Here is a 16,467-nt window from a genome sequence, read left to right on the forward strand (position 1 = left end):
AAAATTTTTGCGCAGGTTTCGCAAGATCTGGCTTAGCCCAGGCGCAGGCCTTGTAGCCAGAGCCGACTGATCTCGCTAATCACTTCTTCATCGAACTGATCGGTAAGATTGAGCCTGGGGCGATTGGCAATAGTTGCCAGCAGACTGATGTAGCCCCAGGCTGCGGCGGTGAGATTAAGTTTTGCCGGGAGCACTCTTTGTCCCTGGGCCTGTTCTAACAGGTGATAGATGCGTTGATAGAGATCCACATAGTGCTCGCGGGTGAACTCATTGAACTGCTCATCGCCTAACCCAACTGAAGCCTGCACAAAGGCGCGCAATCCATCAGGATCGGCCATCGCCGCCGCGCGATAGTCTAACAGAAGCATAGAAAGGACCTCAAGTAAATCTCGTTCGGCCTGCTGCTCCAGGCTGCCCAGAAAGCGCCGTATAAAACCCTCGATAAAGTTATCAAGTACGGCCAGAAAAAGTCCCTTTTTGCTGCCAAAGTGCTTATAAAGCATTGGCTCAGTAACATCACTGGCGCGCGCTAACATACTCGTACTTGCCTCCGCATAGCCCTGCTCGGCAAAAACCTTCTTGGCCTGAGCCAGGATGCTGGCCCGCCGCTCTTCTCCCCGCATGCGCGTGCGCTTCTCCCTGCTTTCTGTCATGGTCAGCTTTCTACCTACTATCTAGTTAGTACTAATTAACTTACGGAGAGATAATACTATCGCCAGGAGAGAATGTCAAGCCTTTGGTGGGACTATGATGCAGTCATCGCTTGATCTTTGAAGGCAAGCGCGGTGAATGTCCTGGTTATGCTCAGGGCATAGCTCGCCTACGGACCTATGCTCAAAGCATATATTATACCTTGCGTGGCCTGAGCGTGGGTGGGTATGCTGATAATTGTAATCTGAAAGGAGTAAAAAATATGCGTATCCTTGTCATTGGCGGCACGGGTTCTGTTGGCACTCCCGTCGTGCGCCAACTTGTCCAACAGGGCCATCAGCTCATGGTCATGCATCGCGGTAAGAAGCAGGCGCAGCTTGAGCCAGGTGTTGAAAGCCTGCTTGCCGAACGGGCACGTTTGCCCGAGCTTAAAGCTGAGCTCAAAGGCTTTGCCCCCGAAGTCGTGCTCGATATCTTCCCCCTCGTTGAACGGGAAGCCAGCATAGTCGTTGAGAGCGTACGTGGTATTGCCCAGCGCGTCGTAGGGATTGGTAGCGCCGACGTCTATCGTGCCTATGGCAGGCTGATTGGCACTGAGCCGGGACCTATTGAACCAACTCCATTGTCTGAGGACGCTCCCTTGCGTCAGAAGCTCTATCCCCATCGGGCGGAGCCACCGCGCAGCGCCGACGATCCACAGCGTTGGATGGACGATTATGATAAGATCCCGGTTGAGCGAGCCTTTATGGGCGATTCTGAGCTGTCAGGAACCATCTTGCGCCTGCCCATGATCTATGGCCCTGGCGACAGGCAGCACCGCAACTATAGCCTCGTCAAGCGTATGCAGGATCGTCGGCCCGCTATAGTTCTTGGCCAGGAGTATGCAAACTGGCTCTCGCCGCGCGGCTATATCGATAACGTCGCAGCCGCTATCGTCCTGGCTACGACAGATGCGCGCGCTGCAGGCCGCATTTACAACGTTGCCGAAGAGCCTCCCTTTACCACAGTCGAATGGGTGCGCAAGCTGGCTGAAGCCATGGATTGGCACGGAAACATTGTAACGCGCCAGGAAGAGCAGCTTCCCGCGTCCCTCAAGTTTGACGCGAACGCCAAACAGCATCTTTCGCTCGATACCGCGCGCATTCGTCAGGAGTTGGGCTATCGCGAGCCTGTGGGCCTTGACGAGGCCATCAAGCAAACCATTGCCTGGGAACTGAACAATCCCCCAGCTGCCAGTCAGCTTGACTATGCAGCTGAGGATGCATTGCTTCGGGAAGCTTGAGAAAAGTATCCGAGACTAAGCAGAGCCTGTTACGAATTTTCTGCCCAATGCGTGCGTGTGTATGTAAGAATAGTTTTTAAATCGCCTACTTACCGCTGCTTTTCTGATTTACAGCATATCTCTGCTGCCATAAGAATAACTGCAGAAGCTTGTAAGCTGCAGGCGATTTATAAGGAGTAAACGAATGGGACAGCTTGAGCAGAAAGTCGCCCTGGTAACGGGCTCTGATAGTGGTATTGGGCGTGCCATTGCGCTCCGTTTCGCTAGTGAGGGCGCCGCAGTCGTTGTGAATTATGCGCATGCAAAGGACCGCGCCGAAGAAGTGCGCCAGCAAATCGAGCAAAATCATGGGCATGCCATCGTCATCCAGGCCGATGTATCGCAGTATCAACAAGTAACGAATCTCGTCCAACAGGCGGTCCAGCAATTGGGGCGCCTTGACATCATGGTCAACAATGCCGGCATGGAGATACACGGTCCGTTTCTAGATGTCACAGAAGAGCACTTTGATCGCGTGCTAGGGGTAGATCTCAAAGGTGCCTTCTTTGGCGCTCAGGCCGCCGCGCGCGAAATGGTCAAACGAAAAATCCAGGGTCGGATTATCAACATATCCTCAGTGCATGAAGACCTGCCCATGCCACAGAACGCTCCCTATTGTTGTGCCAAAGGTGGCGTACGTATGCTTATGCGCACGATCTGCCTTGAGCTGGCTCCCTATAACATTACCGTCAATAATATAGGGCCAGGCGCCGTTGATACTCCTATTGATGCCGACGTCAAGGCTGACCCCGAAAAGATGGAAGCCCTGTTAGGCGAGATCCCGTTACGGCGTATGGCTCGGCCTGAAGAGGTGGCCGACCTGGCTCTCTACCTGGCCTCGGGTGCCTCTGCCTATGTAACTGGTGCAACCTTCTTTATTGATGGAGGACTGATGCGCAATACCGGTGGATTATAAAGGACCGGGAAGCGGAGAAAGGCGGGGAAGCAACAATGCATGTGAAAATAGCACAAGATCAGGCTGTGCAGGTACCTCAGAAAGGTCGAGATAAGACTACAACCCCTCCACATGTAGTCATCGTTGGCGGAGGCTTTGGCGGATTGCAGGCAGCTAAAGCCCTGAGAAGGGTTCCGGTGCGGGTCACGCTCATTGATTACAACAACTTTCACCTGTTTCAGCCTATGCTCTACCAGGTAGCCACGGGAGGCCTGGCACCTTCCGATATTACCGCACCGCTGCGCGCTGTGCTGCGCAAGCAGCGGAACACCGAGGTTCTTATGGCCGAAGTGACTGGGATTGATACGCGTGAGCAGCTCGTCTATATGGACAAACAGACCCTGCATTATGACTACCTGATTTTGGCCACGGGCTCAAGTAATAACTATTTTGGGCACCCGCAGTGGGAACACCTGGCACCAGGTATGAAATCAGCCGATGATGCCCTCACGATCAGGCGCATGGTCTTTTCGGCCTTCGAGGAAGCCGAGCGGGAAGCTGATCCCACGCAGAAATGCGCCCTGCTCACCTTTGTCCTGGTTGGTGGAGGGCCGACCGGAGTTGAGCTGGCAGGCAATATCGCCGAGTTAGCGCACCACGCCCTTGAAGGTGACTTCCGCTGTATCGATCCAGGCATGGCGCGCATTGTGCTCGTTCAGGGACCAAAGCACATCTTGCCTGGCTTTCCGCCCTCGCTTGTGCATCGCGCGACGAAGGAGCTACAGCGGATGGGCGTAGAGGTCAGAACAGGCACGCATGTAAAGGACGTCACCGAAAGTGGCGTAATGATTGGTGATGAGCACTTTCCCGCTAAAAACGTCATCTGGACGGCCGGCGTCAAAGCCTCGCCAGCCAGTAAGTGGCTGCAGGCAGAAGCTGACAATCATAGCCGCGTCAAGGTCCTACCAGATCTGACAGTCCCGGGCTGTGCCAACGTCTTTGTGATCGGGGATACCGCCAGCCTTGAGCAGAATGGCAAGCCGCTACCTGGCCTGGCTCCCGTTGCCATGCAGGAGGGAGAATATGCCGCCTCCGTAATCGCTGATGCCATAGAGGGCAAAAAAATACAGAAACCATTCCACTACTTTGATAAAGGTACCATGGCAACCGTTGGGCATTCCTATGGCATCGTCGATGTAGGCCCGTTCCACTTTGACGGTATGTTTGCCTGGCTGCTCTGGCTCCTCGTACATATTATGTTTCTTATCGGCTTTCGCAATCGTATCATCGTGATGTTGCAGTATGCCTGGACCTATATTACCTATCAGAGAGGAGCCCAGATAATCCTGCCCTCAGATGCTATACATAACCCAAGAAAATAAGCTTTTTGTCAGCATCTCAGGCCGCAGCCCTGGCTTGTGCGCCTGGATCAGGCAGGGGGCGTAGAAAATTGGGCCATTTATGGTTAGCTTGTCGAGAGGGAGAATGGCAAGATGCCATCATCCCTCTTCCCCATCTCTTCGACATTTCCCCTCCTTGTTCTGGGGTAAGGAGGAGCGAGCCGAGTAAAGACTTGCTTATCAAGTATTGAAAGTGCGGAAATGCATCCCCGTAGAAGTCAGCTGAGCGAAATGAAGACCGAATCGGCCACGTGAGTAGCGCCCCCTGTTATTGAGGGCTTTGCGAGTTCCTGAAGCATTCGTCTGCGTACGGTCTTTGCCTGTTCAGGATCACGGTCGAAGGCGTTGGTCCATTCAGGATGCTCAATCTGTAGAATACTATGGAAAATATCGCCAAGAATGATGGCCCGTTCGTCGCCTGCTGTTACCAGGAGCGAAGCATGACCGGGAGTATGTCCTGGAGTGGCGAGAATTCTCACTTCAGGCGTGATATACTCCCCTTCCTCAAGAAACTCGATATGCTGCCCTAGCAGGTTGAGCTCATCGGCTACGCTAGCCCTTGCCTTCTTCTCCTCTGGATTGTCGAAGCGGAGCCACTCGGCATTGCGTACGAGGTGGCGAGCATTTGGGAAGGTCAGGACCTGTTTGCCATTGGCCTTGTGCCCACTCCAGCCCACATGATCCGAGTGCATATGGGTGAAAAAAACTATATCGATATCGGCAGGTTTGAGTCCAGCACGCTCAAGATTTGAGAGGAGTTCGCCCCCATAAGCCTTAAAGCGGTCGCCCTCATAGGATCGGGGGCCGAATCCATTGTCAACTAATATTGCCTTTCCTGGCGTCTGGAGCAGATAGGCGCCGAGACTGCCAACAAGCTGACCATTGCTGTCGAGCAGGTGCTGATAAGGCTGCCAGTCCGCTGCGCTGGTGGTCGGAAATAAGGCCATTGGATTGAAGAGAATATATCCATCGGGCAGATAGCTTATGCGAATGTTGCCGAGCAGGATAGAACTGTAGGTTGCCGCGCTGACCATTGATGATCCTTCCTTTTAATTGATAGCATATCATATTTTGCGGGAAGGGCCTTATCACTAACAGAAAGGGCGACCCCCTACGAGGTCGCCCAGCTTCTTTTTGCTTTACTCATCCACATCCTGGCTACTTTGCGACCACCTCACCACTGGCCAGCTGGCTCTGAATCAGCTTGGCGTAATAACCATTGGCCTTAAGCAACTGATTATGGTTGCCACGCTCAACGATCTGGCCTTCATGCAGAACGAGAATCATATCTGCATTGCGAATCGTACTTAGGCGGTGGGCAATCACAATCTGTGTGCAGGCCATACTATTGATGCTAGTCTCAACAGCCTTTTCAGTTACCACGTCAAGGCTGCTGGTAGCCTCGTCAAGGAGCATAATAACCGGAGTATTGGCGACCGCGCGGGCAATAGTCAGGCGCTGGCGCTGGCCGCCGGAAAGCGCGCTACCGCCTTCAGAGACCATTGTCTCATACTCCATAGGCATCTTCATGATATCATCGTGGATAGCCGCCATCTGGCAGGCCCAGATTACCTGCTCCATACTCATGCTAGGATCATTGAGCGTGATATTTTCACGAATTGAGCCGCTAAAGACATCGGCCTCCTGCGTCACTACACCAAACTGCGAGCGAACCGCCTGCAAGTTGAGCTTGCGCAAAGGCATACCATCGTAGAAAATGTCGCCCGAGGTTGGTGTATACAGACCAAGCAGCAAACTACCAAGCGTACTCTTACCGGAGCCGGTACGGCCAACAATCGCCACTTTCTGGCGTGGCTTGATTTCCAGCGAGATATCGTGGAGCACAGCCGGGGACTGTGGATCATACGCGAAAGAGACGTTCTGCAGCCTGATATGCCCACTCAGCTTGGGAGGCTCAGAGGCTCCCTGCACGTCTTGTTCTGGTTCAGCTTCCAGCACGTCAGCTAAGCGCTCCATGTGCGACTGTACAAGCTGAATCTGCCTCGCACTCAGAATGAGCGAGGTAAGCGGTCCCAAAACCGAGGTACCGATGGACTGCAGGGCCAGCATAGTACCGACCTCCATATGTCCCTGAATGACTTGCAGCGTACCCAACCAGAGCAAGAGCAGAGGCGCCGCCGTACCGAGAGCCGACATTGCTGTATCGACAAGTGAGCCGATATACGACAGCCGCACCGAAGCATTCATCTGGTCAAAAAAGAGATTTGACCAGCGCTCCAACGCACGGTGCTCCGCGCCGGCAGCTTTAAGCGTCTTAATGCCGGACAGAACCTCAGTAATATAGCCCTGCGATTTGCCGTCTGCCGCTAGCTCACGAGCGTTTAACTCTCTTAGTGTTTTCGTTGTAGCGAGCAATAGAATGGCTTGTAGGGCTCCGATTACAATTACCACAATGGCAAAATTCGGCGCCTGAGTTACCAGGATGAAAAAGTACAGAATGACAAAGCTGCCATCCAGTAAAGTCGAGAACAGCTGATTACTAATGGTATCGCGAATGACCGTGTTGCTGGTGACCCTGGCCAGAATATCACCTGTGGAGCGCTGTAAAAAGAAGCGCTGCGGCAGGCTCAGCATATGTTCAAGGAAACTGAACATCAAGCTTATATCTACGCGCGCCTGCAGGTAGAGCAATATAAGTGCGCGTAGTAATTTGGTAATTAATTGGGCCACAATAAGCATCACCATACCGATGCCGAAGAGTTGCAAGGCATTGAGCATCTTCGCCGGAATAAGATGGTCAATAGCCACACTTGAGAGAAGCGGGAAGGTGAGCCCGAGTACCTGCAAGAGCAGGGAAGCGCCAATCACCTGTAAAACTGCAAATGGAGCCTGCTTGATATAGTTTTTAGCATAGGACCCCAGCGTCAACTGTGACACCTTATTGGCGCGCGAGAATTGCACGCCGGGCTCCATCATGATAACGACCCCGGTGAAGCCCTCATCAAACTCTTTAGCCGTCATGCGCCGGCGGCCGGCTCCTGGATCGACCACATCAACGTATTTGGGGGACCATCTTTCCACAACTATAAAGTGGTTGAACTCCCAGTGGACGATAGCCGGTAGAGTCACAAAGCGGAAGTCATTCTCTTGTAAGGAGACAGCTCTTACCCGCATCCCATACTTACGCGCGGATTTGACGATGCTCAGAGCTGTAAGGCCGTCGCGGCCAACCCCGCACGTCTCGCGTACCTCCGAGACCGACGTCTTGCGCCCATAATAGCTTAATAGCATAGCCAGGCAGGCGGCTCCGCATTCAACGATACTGATCTGATTGATGACCGGCACACGTTTCTGCGGGAACAAACGAAATTTGCGCGTTGCCTGCTTCTCCTGCTCCGGCTCAGCCGTTTTAGAGGCGGCGGCGGCGGGAGCAGGGCCAGTAGGCTGCTTCATCTGCTCTGGCGCTTTGACGATGATAGCCTGCATCTGGCTGGTTTCGTACTTGGCTACATTCTCGCGGTGCTCAATGAGCTTGGCCAGCTCGGGCGAGATAAGCGTGCTATTCGGTTGGAAATCCCGCGTTTGCAGCGTTTGCTTCAGCAGCGAAGTACGTTGACGCTCTCCTAGCGTAGATTGCGAGGAGGGTAAGGGCGTTACTGGCAGCTGAATCAGCCTGGGGCCGATTCCATCAGTTTGCCTTGGCGGTCCCGACTGCGGAGCAGGCGTTTGGGCAGGTGGATGCGGCCCCGTTCTCTGCACGGGCGGTGGCTGCTGTCCAGGCTGCTGCGGTGGATGAGGGCCTGTCCGCTGAACAGGGGGCATGGGCCCTCTAGGTGGCATAGGCTGCTGTGGTCCAGGCCGCACAGGCTGTTGAGGGCCTGAACGCTGAGCAGGTGGCATAGGCTGCTGTGGTCCGGGCCGCACAGGTTGCTGGGGACCCGAGCGCTGAACGGGTGGTACAGGCTGCTGTGGTCCAGGCCGCACAGGTTGCTGTGGTCCGGGTCGCTGAGCAGGTGGTATAGGCTGCTGTGGTCCAGGCCGCACAGGCTGTTGAGGGCCTGAACGCTGAGCAGGTGGCATAGGCTGCTGTGGTCCGGGACGCTGAGCAGGTGGCACAGGCTGTTGAGGACCTGAGCGTTGAGCACGTGGCTGTCCCGGCTGTGGACCCGAATTATTATTCTGTCGTTTCTTTTGTGATGCTACTTTTGGTATGGAGCCTGTGGGAAAATTGTCTATATCCATCTTGCTTATGCGTCTTTCAACAGATTATGAAAAAATAGGGAATAGAGAAAGTAGTCGCTGCGATCCGACCAGAAACTGTGCACGAACGAGAGTGCCCGCAAACTGCTTCTGTGTAATGCCAGGCAGCTTTACCGAAATGACTTGCGAAGGATCGGTGACATCTACCCCGTAGCGCTGATGCACATCGACGGGACTGAGTATAATCGGGCTAACGGATTCCACATTACTATGGATCGGTAGCCCTTCCGTTCCCACCTGCACATCAACCTTCATGCCTGGCTGGATGTGTGCATCCTGTACCTGTTTATTCGGCAGCAAGATAATAGCCGTGGCTACATCGGCTGTCTGGCTGCTACTACTTGGGATCAGACCGGCCCCGGTAGCATATAGCGGCACTTGCCCCAGCCAGGCCACTAATCCTGCAATGGTCAGAATGACTAGTAGTATCCAAAAGAATAGGAAAACAGGCGGAGCAACGATACGCGGAAGTATTGTCTTTTCCTGATTTTGAACATAAATCTGTAACGCTCTACTACGAAAGATATTGCGCTTAGGAGCTGTAGTCGCCATTGATTCCTTCCTAGCTCGATCCTGATTAACTCTTCGTCACTATCGTAAAAGGAAAGGACTTGCTGTGCTATTCCTTAGTAAATGCCAGGTACTGTTCTCTAACAGAGCCCTTTTCGACGTCCAACTTTTGGTTTTCTTGTGGATCGCATTGTGTGTAAACATGTGCATATATGAACAGGTGCTATTCGTCTTAACGCGTGGCCTATATATAAGTAACTAGATGACACGACTATGCTATGCCTATAATCCATCGTCCTACCTATTCACAAAGTTTTACAGGCGGGCAAGCAAAAAGTCTTGAGTTTGAGCTGGGGAATAACATTCTGCCTACCCGATAAAGCGAATATACCCGAATTGTTATTCTACTACATTAACGTTCAGGTTTATGCTATTTCTGGTATCAGTTTTCGGCTGTACTAGTACTGTTGTCAGCCTCTCGACGAGTTTAGCGAGGAAAATATCTATACAAGCTTGGCGGCGAAGTACTGGAAGACAGAACTATTGATAGTTGCTATAACGATTGTGGAACCGCAGGTGGCTGGCTGCCCACCTCTTGCTTATGCTATTTTAGCTCTCGGATCGCGGCCCAATCTCATACCCTTGCCCCAAATTATTTTTTATTGTGTCAATATGCTTCAGTATATACAACGGATAGTCATGACGCGAGTAACTGGAAATGGCTAAGATAGCAGGCTCTTGCTAAAATAAGTGCAAGGCCTGAAAGTGCTTATCATCTGATAAACTGGCAGAATTCATCTGCAAATACAGCAAGGCCACACGGGTGAGATCAAGTAGCTGGATATTGCGCTTCGAGCAGAGCAAATGTTCTGGCACAATACCTCTTTCTCACACTTCTAGAGCCTTGCAAAGATCGCTAAAAAATCGTAAAGCTACAAGAAACGAAAATCACAACGCCCTTGATTAGTTATCCGAGGACGAAGAGATCGACGAAGACGCAGAGCCGCCATTGTCAGAAGTAACTTTCATCGAGGAAGACGAAGACCCTTGTGTAGCGCGAGCCTGGTCTCCATTGAGATGAGCTGTCACAGTTACATTCCAGGCAGAGGACGTCACTTTGCAGCTGGCCTGAGGGGTCCAGTCCCACTTGTAGAAGCCGTTCGAGCCGGCTACGACTTCTCCCTTAAGGGCGCTGCTTGTATCAAGCTGATCCCCGCAAAGATTTACCTTGATGTCCAGCTTTGCACCAGGTGAAGTATAGACACAAGCGCTGGCATGTGAGTCTGTAATGTTGACTCCATCCTTAGAATCGGGACTACTACAGGCTAACGCAAGTTTGAGTGAGCCTGCCTGCCCCGATGTCTGAGCAACTGTTTTACCATTGGAGCTGCTGTTTTGTGAAACAACTGATCCATTGTTACCAGTCGTGGCATTGTTGCTGCAGGCTGCGAACAGAACTGCAAAGCCTAATGCCAGACCAATATAAACAAAACGACGAATGTTCGACCACATCATAGCTTGCCTCCGTGCTATTTTTAATGGTCCGTTAACTTATAAGTTTGCGTTACGATGGATATCGTAACAACCGGACTTAAAACGAAAGGTTAGCAGATGCCTTGAGGGCAAGCTACTAACCTTTTTTGCTACTTCACATTGCTGCAAAGTGGCAGAAGTAAAAAGTATTAACCTTCGCTGCTGGTGTCATCGGAGAGGTCCAGCGAGCTGCTGGCGCTGCCATTCTTTGTACCGACTGCCAGAGCCTCGACTCCAGCGCTGCCGTCTGCACCGGAAGTGGCGTTGGTGTAAGCTACGCCCTTGCCGCCGAAGTTGGCTTTGCCGCTACCTGTGACCTTGTGGCTGTGGCTGGCCTTTTTGCCCTTGCCACCGGCAACCATTTCGAGTTCCTGATCGTTGAGTTCGAACATGTCTTTTAGTTCCTTTCTGAAATCTGAAAATTGAGAGTGTTCTGAATAAGGCTAACTATGACTCGCTGCTGGTGTCATCGGAAAGGGTCAGGGAGCTGCTGGCGCTGCCGTTCTTTGTACCGACTGCCAGAGCCTCGACTCCAGCGCTGCCGTCTGCACCGGAAGTGGCGTTGGTGTAAGCTACGCCCTTGCCGCCGAAGTTGGCTTTGCCGCTACCAGAGACCTTGTGCTTGTGGCTGGATTTTGCGCCACCGGATACTGCTTCGAGTTCCTGCTCGTTGAGTTCGAACATGTTTCTAGTTCCTTTCTGAAAATGGATGTTTTTATTAACAGGGAAAAATTCATTACCAGAGAAGCATCGATAGAACCCATGGCTTATCAATGATTACTTAAGACGCGCACCGAGCCAAATTAGCTTGCGCACTTCACTGGTGATTGCCCCGTTATAACCGCAAAACTGTTCTGAACGCAGATAACGTCCTTGTTACCAGAGCCGAGTTGCCTATGACGTTACCCAACTGATCGAAAAAAATCCTGTTGGCAGATAAAGGGTGTACAAATATAAATTACTATCTGCCTATTTGCGCGAAGGTTGAGAAAGAAATAAGTGAAATAATTACTTGCTTACCCGGTCCAGGAGCCGAAGCCCCTGGACTTTTGCCTCAAGTGTATTACTTGGAAGCGCTGGTGTCGTCGGAAAGGGTCAGCGAGCTGCTAGCATTGCCACCCTTGGTGCCAACTGCCAGAGCCTCGACGCCGGCGCCGCCGTCTGCATCGGAAGTGGCGTTAGTGTAAGCTACGCCCTTGCCGCCGAAGTTGGCTTTGCCGCTACCAGAGACCTTGTGGGTGTGATGATACTTTTTCTTACCACCGGATACTGCTTCGAGTTCCTGCTCGTTGAGTTCAAACATGTCTTTATTTCCTTCCTAATGGTGAAATCTTATACTTTAACTAAAAACCTAACGTTACGCTACTTGGAAGCGCTGGTGTCGTCAGAGAGGTCCAGCGAGCTGCTAGCATTGCCACCCTTGGTGCCAACTGCCAGAGCCTCGACTCCGGCGCTGCCGTCTGCACCGGAAGTGGCGTTAGTGTAAGCTACGCCCTTGCCGCCGAAGTTGGCTTTGCCGCTACCTGTGACTTTGTGGGTGTGATGGTACTTTTTCTTACCACCGGCAACCATTTCGAGTTCCTGTTCATTGAGTTCGAACATGTCTTTTAGTTCCTTCCTAGAAAACGGGTGTTTTATATTAGAAGTAAAGGAATTACTTAGAAGCGCAAGTATTGTCAGAGAGGTCCAGCGAGCTGCTAGCATTACCACCCTTGGTGCCAACTGCCAGAGCCTCGACGCCGGCGCCGCCGTCTGCATCGGAAGTGGCGTTGGTGTAAGCTACGCCCTTGCCGCCGAAGTTGGCTTTGCCGCTACCTGTGACTTTGTGGGTGTGATGATAATGCTTCTTACCACCGGCAACGTTTTCGAGTTCCTGTTCATTGAGTTCAAACATAATATTTCACATTCCTTTCCGGCTAGGATGTTACACGTATATTTGTGATTAACACTTTACGTAAAATCGATAACTATTCGGAAACCTCGGTGCTATCGGAGAAGGACAGCGAGCTGCTAGCATTACCGTTCTTGGTACCCACTGAAAGGCCTTCACTTGTGATGTTGCCATCTTCATCAATACCATTGTTTGCGTAGCCCACGCCCTTGCCGCCAAACTTGGCGCTACTGTTGGCCTTTACATTGCGCTTGTGGCTATACTTTTTCTTACCACCAGCGACAAGTTTAAGCTCCTGCTCGTTAAGTTCGAACATATGCTTAATTTCCATGTTTCAAGATTCCTTTCCGTCGCATCCGAGACTTAGAAGGTTCTGTACGCTAATAACTACTTAGAAGCGCTGGTGTCGTCAGAGAGAGTCAGCGAGCTGCTAGCATTGCCACCCTTGGTGCCAACTGCCAGAGCCTCAACGCCGGCGCCGCCGTCTGCATCGGAAGTGGCGTTGGTGTAAGCTACGCCCTTGCCGCCGAAGTTGGCTTTGCCGCTACCAGAGACCTTGTGGGTGTGATGATACTTTTTCTTACCACCGGATACTGCTTCGAGTTCCTGCTCGTTGAGTTCGAACATGTCTTTATTCCCTTTCGAATATAAGATGTCAACTATTAATGTTAACGTTTATTGACTATCTGAGTAACTCTTAAATCTGTGATCTTCGTCACAATTTCTTTGTAGCTAGAAATGTGAATTGCTTTCGCAATATCTAAGAGCCTCACTACTTTCTACAACGCGTAGAGTGGGAAATAGTAACAACTAGTACTTGAAACTTGTAAACTGAATTTAGTAGCAATAATTCTGAAAACCTGTAGAGAGATACTATGATGACGGGCAGCATAAAACACCGTGATACCCTTAATAGTGTTTACATTGCTTTTTGTCATCTCATCACTCTTTCTAGAAATAGGAAGGAGAAAAACTAGAGTTCCCCGCCCTCCCTATTTCTAATTACTCAGAATTATCCTGATAGCCGAGCCTGCTGGAGACCCGGAGCTAATTAGATAGCCTCGGAGATGCCAACGCCGACCACGAACTTGACGCTCTCGCCCATTACGTTGATGTCCTGGCCGATGATCTTGGTAAATACCAGATCCTTACCGAGGAGACCGCCCTTGGCCGAACCGTTGATATCGATGCCCAGATCGGTCTTGCCATTGCCGTTAATGGGATCAGCAGCAGCCTTCTTGTGGCCTTTACCACCGGCAACCATCTCAAGTTCCTGCTCGTTCAGTTCGTACATCATACTCGTTTTTCCTTCCTGAAATTAGAATTTTAATTTTTGAGGTCGTAGCTGTTATAATAAACGCTTCAGATCCTCAATTTAGCACACGAGTGTTTCGTAGTACTCAAAAGTACTACTGGTTAATCGTGCTATAACTCACAATTAGGCTCGCGGGATCAACAGTAAGGGTGGTAGTAACGGGGACGATAGCTACTCCAGGTGTATTGGCAACCTGAGTGGCTCCTCCATTACTCGAAGCGGAGCCACCTTCTGCGTTGGCGGCTGCACTGGTGGCGCCACCAGCTACCTGTTCAAGCTCCTGATCGCTCAATTCAAACATCATAGCTTTAGCATCCTTTCTTGTCATTAAATACATTAATGTATTTAATCCAGTGAGCACCTTTCTCGGCACTGCGCTGCGTCCTGTCCGGCAGTCTGCCCGTGCTCATGGTATTGGTATCTTGAAAGGCCTCACTAATCACTACAACGGGTGGAGGTGCTGATGGTAACAATTAGTACTCGAAAATAGTAAAAACTTTTTTGTGAAAAGCAATTAAGAATTTGTGTATAACAATAATATAGAGTGAAATAAGATGAAACAAAAAGATACACAATGAGATAATTGAATGTTCATCTCTTTTTGTTTTTTCGCGGCGTTTTCGGTACGATAATGTATGCTCTTTCATTAACCTTTAAATCAACTTGATGATAAGGTACACTATATATATATGAATGCTGGGGCTTTTCTGCTTCCCAATTCTAGTTCTCTCTGCGCTTGATGTACAATGCTTGCTCTTGCTTTTAGTTGATAGTTACTTGCCTGCCTGCTTTCATGGTGGACGGCGGACGCTGGCATGACGTCCTTCTCTTCGGCACTTTTTGGCAGGCATATTAATAATTTATGGCAAAGCCAGGCCAAATGTTGCCTGTTTCTGCTGTCTTTACCGTAATGCAGTGATCTCAGCTCTTGTCGATCTACCATGTTATAAGCATAATGGCTTTTACATGGACAATGAATTTGTATGCTGTTCATTCCATCTCTTATTTAGAAAGGATTAATTTGTAGTTGTGCTTCACTCGACAATTGTTCAGACTCTGGGTCTGCTTGTTATTATTATTATTCTGGCTACTATTGCTCCGCGTATACATGTTCCATATGCTGTGTTGTTGGTAATTGGTGGGGCTATCCTTGGTTCCCTGCCATTTTTGCCTCATATTGTGCTGGAGCCAGACCTGGTACTTTTGCTTTTCTTACCTCCGCTTGTGTTCTCTTCGGCCTGGTTTACTTCTTGGCGCGATTTTCGGCGCGAGTTCCCTGCCATTTTCTTGCTGGCGATTGGCCTGGTACTGGTGACTATGCTGGCTGTGGCTTTGGTAGCCCATCTGGTTATCCCTGGTTTATCCTGGGCTTCGGCTTTCCTGCTCGGCGCTATTGTTTCTCCCACTGATACCGTTGCCGCCAGCACGGTTCTGCAGAATTTTGGCTTATCGCGGCGGGTAACGACGATTATTGAGGGCGAGAGCCTTGTGAATGATGCTACGGGACTGGTTGCTTACCACTTTGCTTTGGCGGCGGCTGTCACTGGTACTTTTTCCTTACCGAAGGCCAGCCTGCAGTTTTTCGTGAGCAGCATTGGCGGTATTGTGCTCGGCCTGGCCCTTGCCATTCCTGTATCCTGGCTCCATAAGCTGCTTCACTATCCGCCAAGCGAGATCCTGCTCACTGTTTTAACCTCTTTTGCTGGCTATCTCCTTGCCGATTCATTTGGCATGTCGGGAGTCCTGGCTACTGTGGCGGCCGGGCTCTATCTTGGCAGGCAATCGGCAAACTTTTTTGCTTCCGACACGCGTTTGCAGGCAAATTCTTTCTGGAATGTGCTGGTCTTTTTGTTTAATGGCCTGATTTTTCTCCTGCTTGGCTTGCAGCTCAATATGGTAATTGTTCACAGTGCGCAGCTCTCTTTTATAGCCCTTCTGGGCTATGCAGCCTTGATCAGCCTGACTGTGATCGGCGTACGCATCCTGTGGTCGTTTACTTCGATGGCGATTTTACGTTTCCTGCATAGCTATTTTCATCTGCGTTATCAGGTTTCTGACTGGAGATATACTTGTGTGATTAGCTGGGCGGGTATGCGCGGTGGCGTTTCGCTGGCGGCTGCTCTGGCTGTGCCGAGCGTGACGGCGAGTGGCCAGGCGTTTCCTGCTCAGAGCTTGATTATCTTTTTGACCTTTGGGGTGATTCTCTCGACACTGGTTATCCAGAGTCTGACGCTGGGTCCTTTAATTCGCCTGCTGGGTTTGGAGGAAGATCATTCGTTGGGCAAGGAAATGAGTATTGCCCTGCAAGCTGTGACCGATGCGGTGGGACACTGCCTTGAGGAGTTGCAGCAGCAGGACTGGGCTCCTCAAGGCTTTATCTCGCTCCTGTCTGCTTTTTTCAAAAGGCGCAAAAACTTGCTTGCGCATCTGGCGGCTACTGAGCGCGATACAGTTAAGGAGCGCATTCAGGCACGCCAGAGGGTGCAGAATGAGCTGCGACAGGTTGAGCGGCGTACGCTGATTGATTTGCGCAACTCGGACCAGATCAGCGATGAAGTATTTCACAGAATCGAGCGCGAGCTGGATCTCCGTGAGAGTAGCAGGATTTTTTAGTACTTTTTGGCATGATTCTGCCAAGAATCATGCTATCATTCTTTATATAGAGCTTCTTCTCTCTTTATAACTGCTTATTTGGGGATGTGATGTTTGATCCTTCTGAAGGATTAGAGA

General features: G+C 50.9%; 18 protein-coding genes. 4 read left to right on the forward strand and 14 right to left on the reverse strand.

Annotation, left to right across the window (positions count from 1 at the left end):
- Positions 1-32: 32 nt before the first annotated feature.
- Complete coding sequence (locus EPA93_RS08560) at positions 33-653, reverse strand: TetR/AcrR family transcriptional regulator (protein ID WP_129886650.1); 621 nt, start codon at positions 651-653, stop codon at positions 33-35.
- Between the two features lie 260 nt (positions 654-913).
- Between EPA93_RS08560 and EPA93_RS08565 the strand changes: the two genes are divergently transcribed.
- The 3 genes from EPA93_RS08565 to EPA93_RS08575 all read left to right on the forward strand — a co-directional run bounded on the left by EPA93_RS08565 (position 914) and on the right by EPA93_RS08575 (position 4,249).
- Positions 914-1,933 (forward strand): NAD-dependent epimerase/dehydratase family protein, encoded by a 1,020-nt coding sequence (locus EPA93_RS08565; protein ID WP_129886651.1) that lies wholly within the window; start codon positions 914-916, stop codon positions 1,931-1,933.
- A 184-nt stretch (positions 1,934-2,117) separates the two neighbouring features.
- Positions 2,118-2,888, forward strand: a complete 771-nt coding sequence (locus EPA93_RS08570) for a glucose 1-dehydrogenase (protein WP_129886652.1) — start codon at positions 2,118-2,120, stop codon at positions 2,886-2,888.
- Between the two features lie 41 nt (positions 2,889-2,929).
- On the forward strand, positions 2,930-4,249 hold the full coding sequence (locus tag EPA93_RS08575; RefSeq protein ID WP_242527357.1) for an NAD(P)/FAD-dependent oxidoreductase: 1,320 nt from the start codon (positions 2,930-2,932) through the stop codon (positions 4,247-4,249).
- A 236-nt stretch (positions 4,250-4,485) separates the two neighbouring features.
- On the opposite strand, the gene EPA93_RS08580 is transcribed toward EPA93_RS08575, so the two are convergent.
- The 13 genes from EPA93_RS08580 to EPA93_RS08640 form a co-directional block, all read right to left on the reverse strand.
- Positions 4,486-5,301, reverse strand: coding sequence for an MBL fold metallo-hydrolase (locus EPA93_RS08580; protein ID WP_129886654.1), 816 nt, complete (start codon positions 5,299-5,301; stop codon positions 4,486-4,488).
- A gap of 124 nt (positions 5,302-5,425) precedes the next feature.
- The gene (locus EPA93_RS08585; RefSeq protein ID WP_207229482.1) at positions 5,426-8,470 is read right to left on the reverse strand and encodes a peptidase domain-containing ABC transporter; all 3,045 of its coding nucleotides are present in this window, start codon (positions 8,468-8,470) and stop codon (positions 5,426-5,428) included.
- Between the two features lie 24 nt (positions 8,471-8,494).
- Entirely contained in the window at positions 8,495-9,040 is a 546-nt protein-coding gene (locus tag EPA93_RS08590) for a hypothetical protein (protein ID WP_129886655.1), read from the reverse strand.
- A gap of 921 nt (positions 9,041-9,961) precedes the next feature.
- Complete coding sequence (locus EPA93_RS08595; RefSeq protein WP_129886656.1) at positions 9,962-10,513, reverse strand: hypothetical protein; 552 nt, start codon at positions 10,511-10,513, stop codon at positions 9,962-9,964.
- A gap of 167 nt (positions 10,514-10,680) precedes the next feature.
- Positions 10,681-10,923: a hypothetical protein gene (locus EPA93_RS08600; RefSeq protein WP_129886657.1), complete on the reverse strand. Its 243-nt coding sequence runs from the start codon at positions 10,921-10,923 to the stop codon at positions 10,681-10,683.
- A gap of 55 nt (positions 10,924-10,978) precedes the next feature.
- A complete protein-coding gene (locus EPA93_RS08605; RefSeq protein WP_129886658.1) occupies positions 10,979-11,215 on the reverse strand; it encodes a hypothetical protein in 237 nt (78 codons plus the stop codon).
- A gap of 379 nt (positions 11,216-11,594) precedes the next feature.
- Entirely contained in the window at positions 11,595-11,834 is a 240-nt protein-coding gene (locus EPA93_RS08610; RefSeq protein ID WP_129886659.1) for a hypothetical protein, read from the reverse strand.
- 59 nt (positions 11,835-11,893) lie between these two features.
- The gene (locus EPA93_RS08615; protein WP_129886660.1) at positions 11,894-12,133 is read right to left on the reverse strand and encodes a hypothetical protein; all 240 of its coding nucleotides are present in this window, start codon (positions 12,131-12,133) and stop codon (positions 11,894-11,896) included.
- A 52-nt stretch (positions 12,134-12,185) separates the two neighbouring features.
- Positions 12,186-12,425, reverse strand: a complete 240-nt coding sequence (locus EPA93_RS08620) for a hypothetical protein (RefSeq protein WP_129886661.1) — start codon at positions 12,423-12,425, stop codon at positions 12,186-12,188.
- Between the two features lie 73 nt (positions 12,426-12,498).
- The gene (locus EPA93_RS08625) at positions 12,499-12,753 is read right to left on the reverse strand and encodes a hypothetical protein (RefSeq protein ID WP_129886662.1); all 255 of its coding nucleotides are present in this window, start codon (positions 12,751-12,753) and stop codon (positions 12,499-12,501) included.
- 56 nt (positions 12,754-12,809) lie between these two features.
- A complete protein-coding gene (locus tag EPA93_RS08630) occupies positions 12,810-13,049 on the reverse strand; it encodes a hypothetical protein (protein ID WP_129886659.1) in 240 nt (79 codons plus the stop codon).
- A gap of 424 nt (positions 13,050-13,473) precedes the next feature.
- Positions 13,474-13,719, reverse strand: coding sequence for a hypothetical protein (locus EPA93_RS08635; protein ID WP_129886663.1), 246 nt, complete (start codon positions 13,717-13,719; stop codon positions 13,474-13,476).
- A 112-nt stretch (positions 13,720-13,831) separates the two neighbouring features.
- Entirely contained in the window at positions 13,832-14,041 is a 210-nt protein-coding gene (locus tag EPA93_RS08640) for a hypothetical protein (RefSeq protein WP_129886664.1), read from the reverse strand.
- 725 nt (positions 14,042-14,766) lie between these two features.
- Here EPA93_RS08640 and EPA93_RS08645 point away from each other — a divergent pair.
- Positions 14,767-16,350 (forward strand): Na+/H+ antiporter, encoded by a 1,584-nt coding sequence (locus EPA93_RS08645; protein WP_129886665.1) that lies wholly within the window; start codon positions 14,767-14,769, stop codon positions 16,348-16,350.
- The last annotated feature ends 117 nt before the right edge of the window (positions 16,351-16,467 follow it).

Source organism: Ktedonosporobacter rubrisoli (genome assembly GCF_004208415.1).
In the GTDB taxonomy this organism is placed as follows: Bacteria; Chloroflexota; Ktedonobacteria; order Ktedonobacterales; family Ktedonobacteraceae; genus Ktedonosporobacter; species Ktedonosporobacter rubrisoli.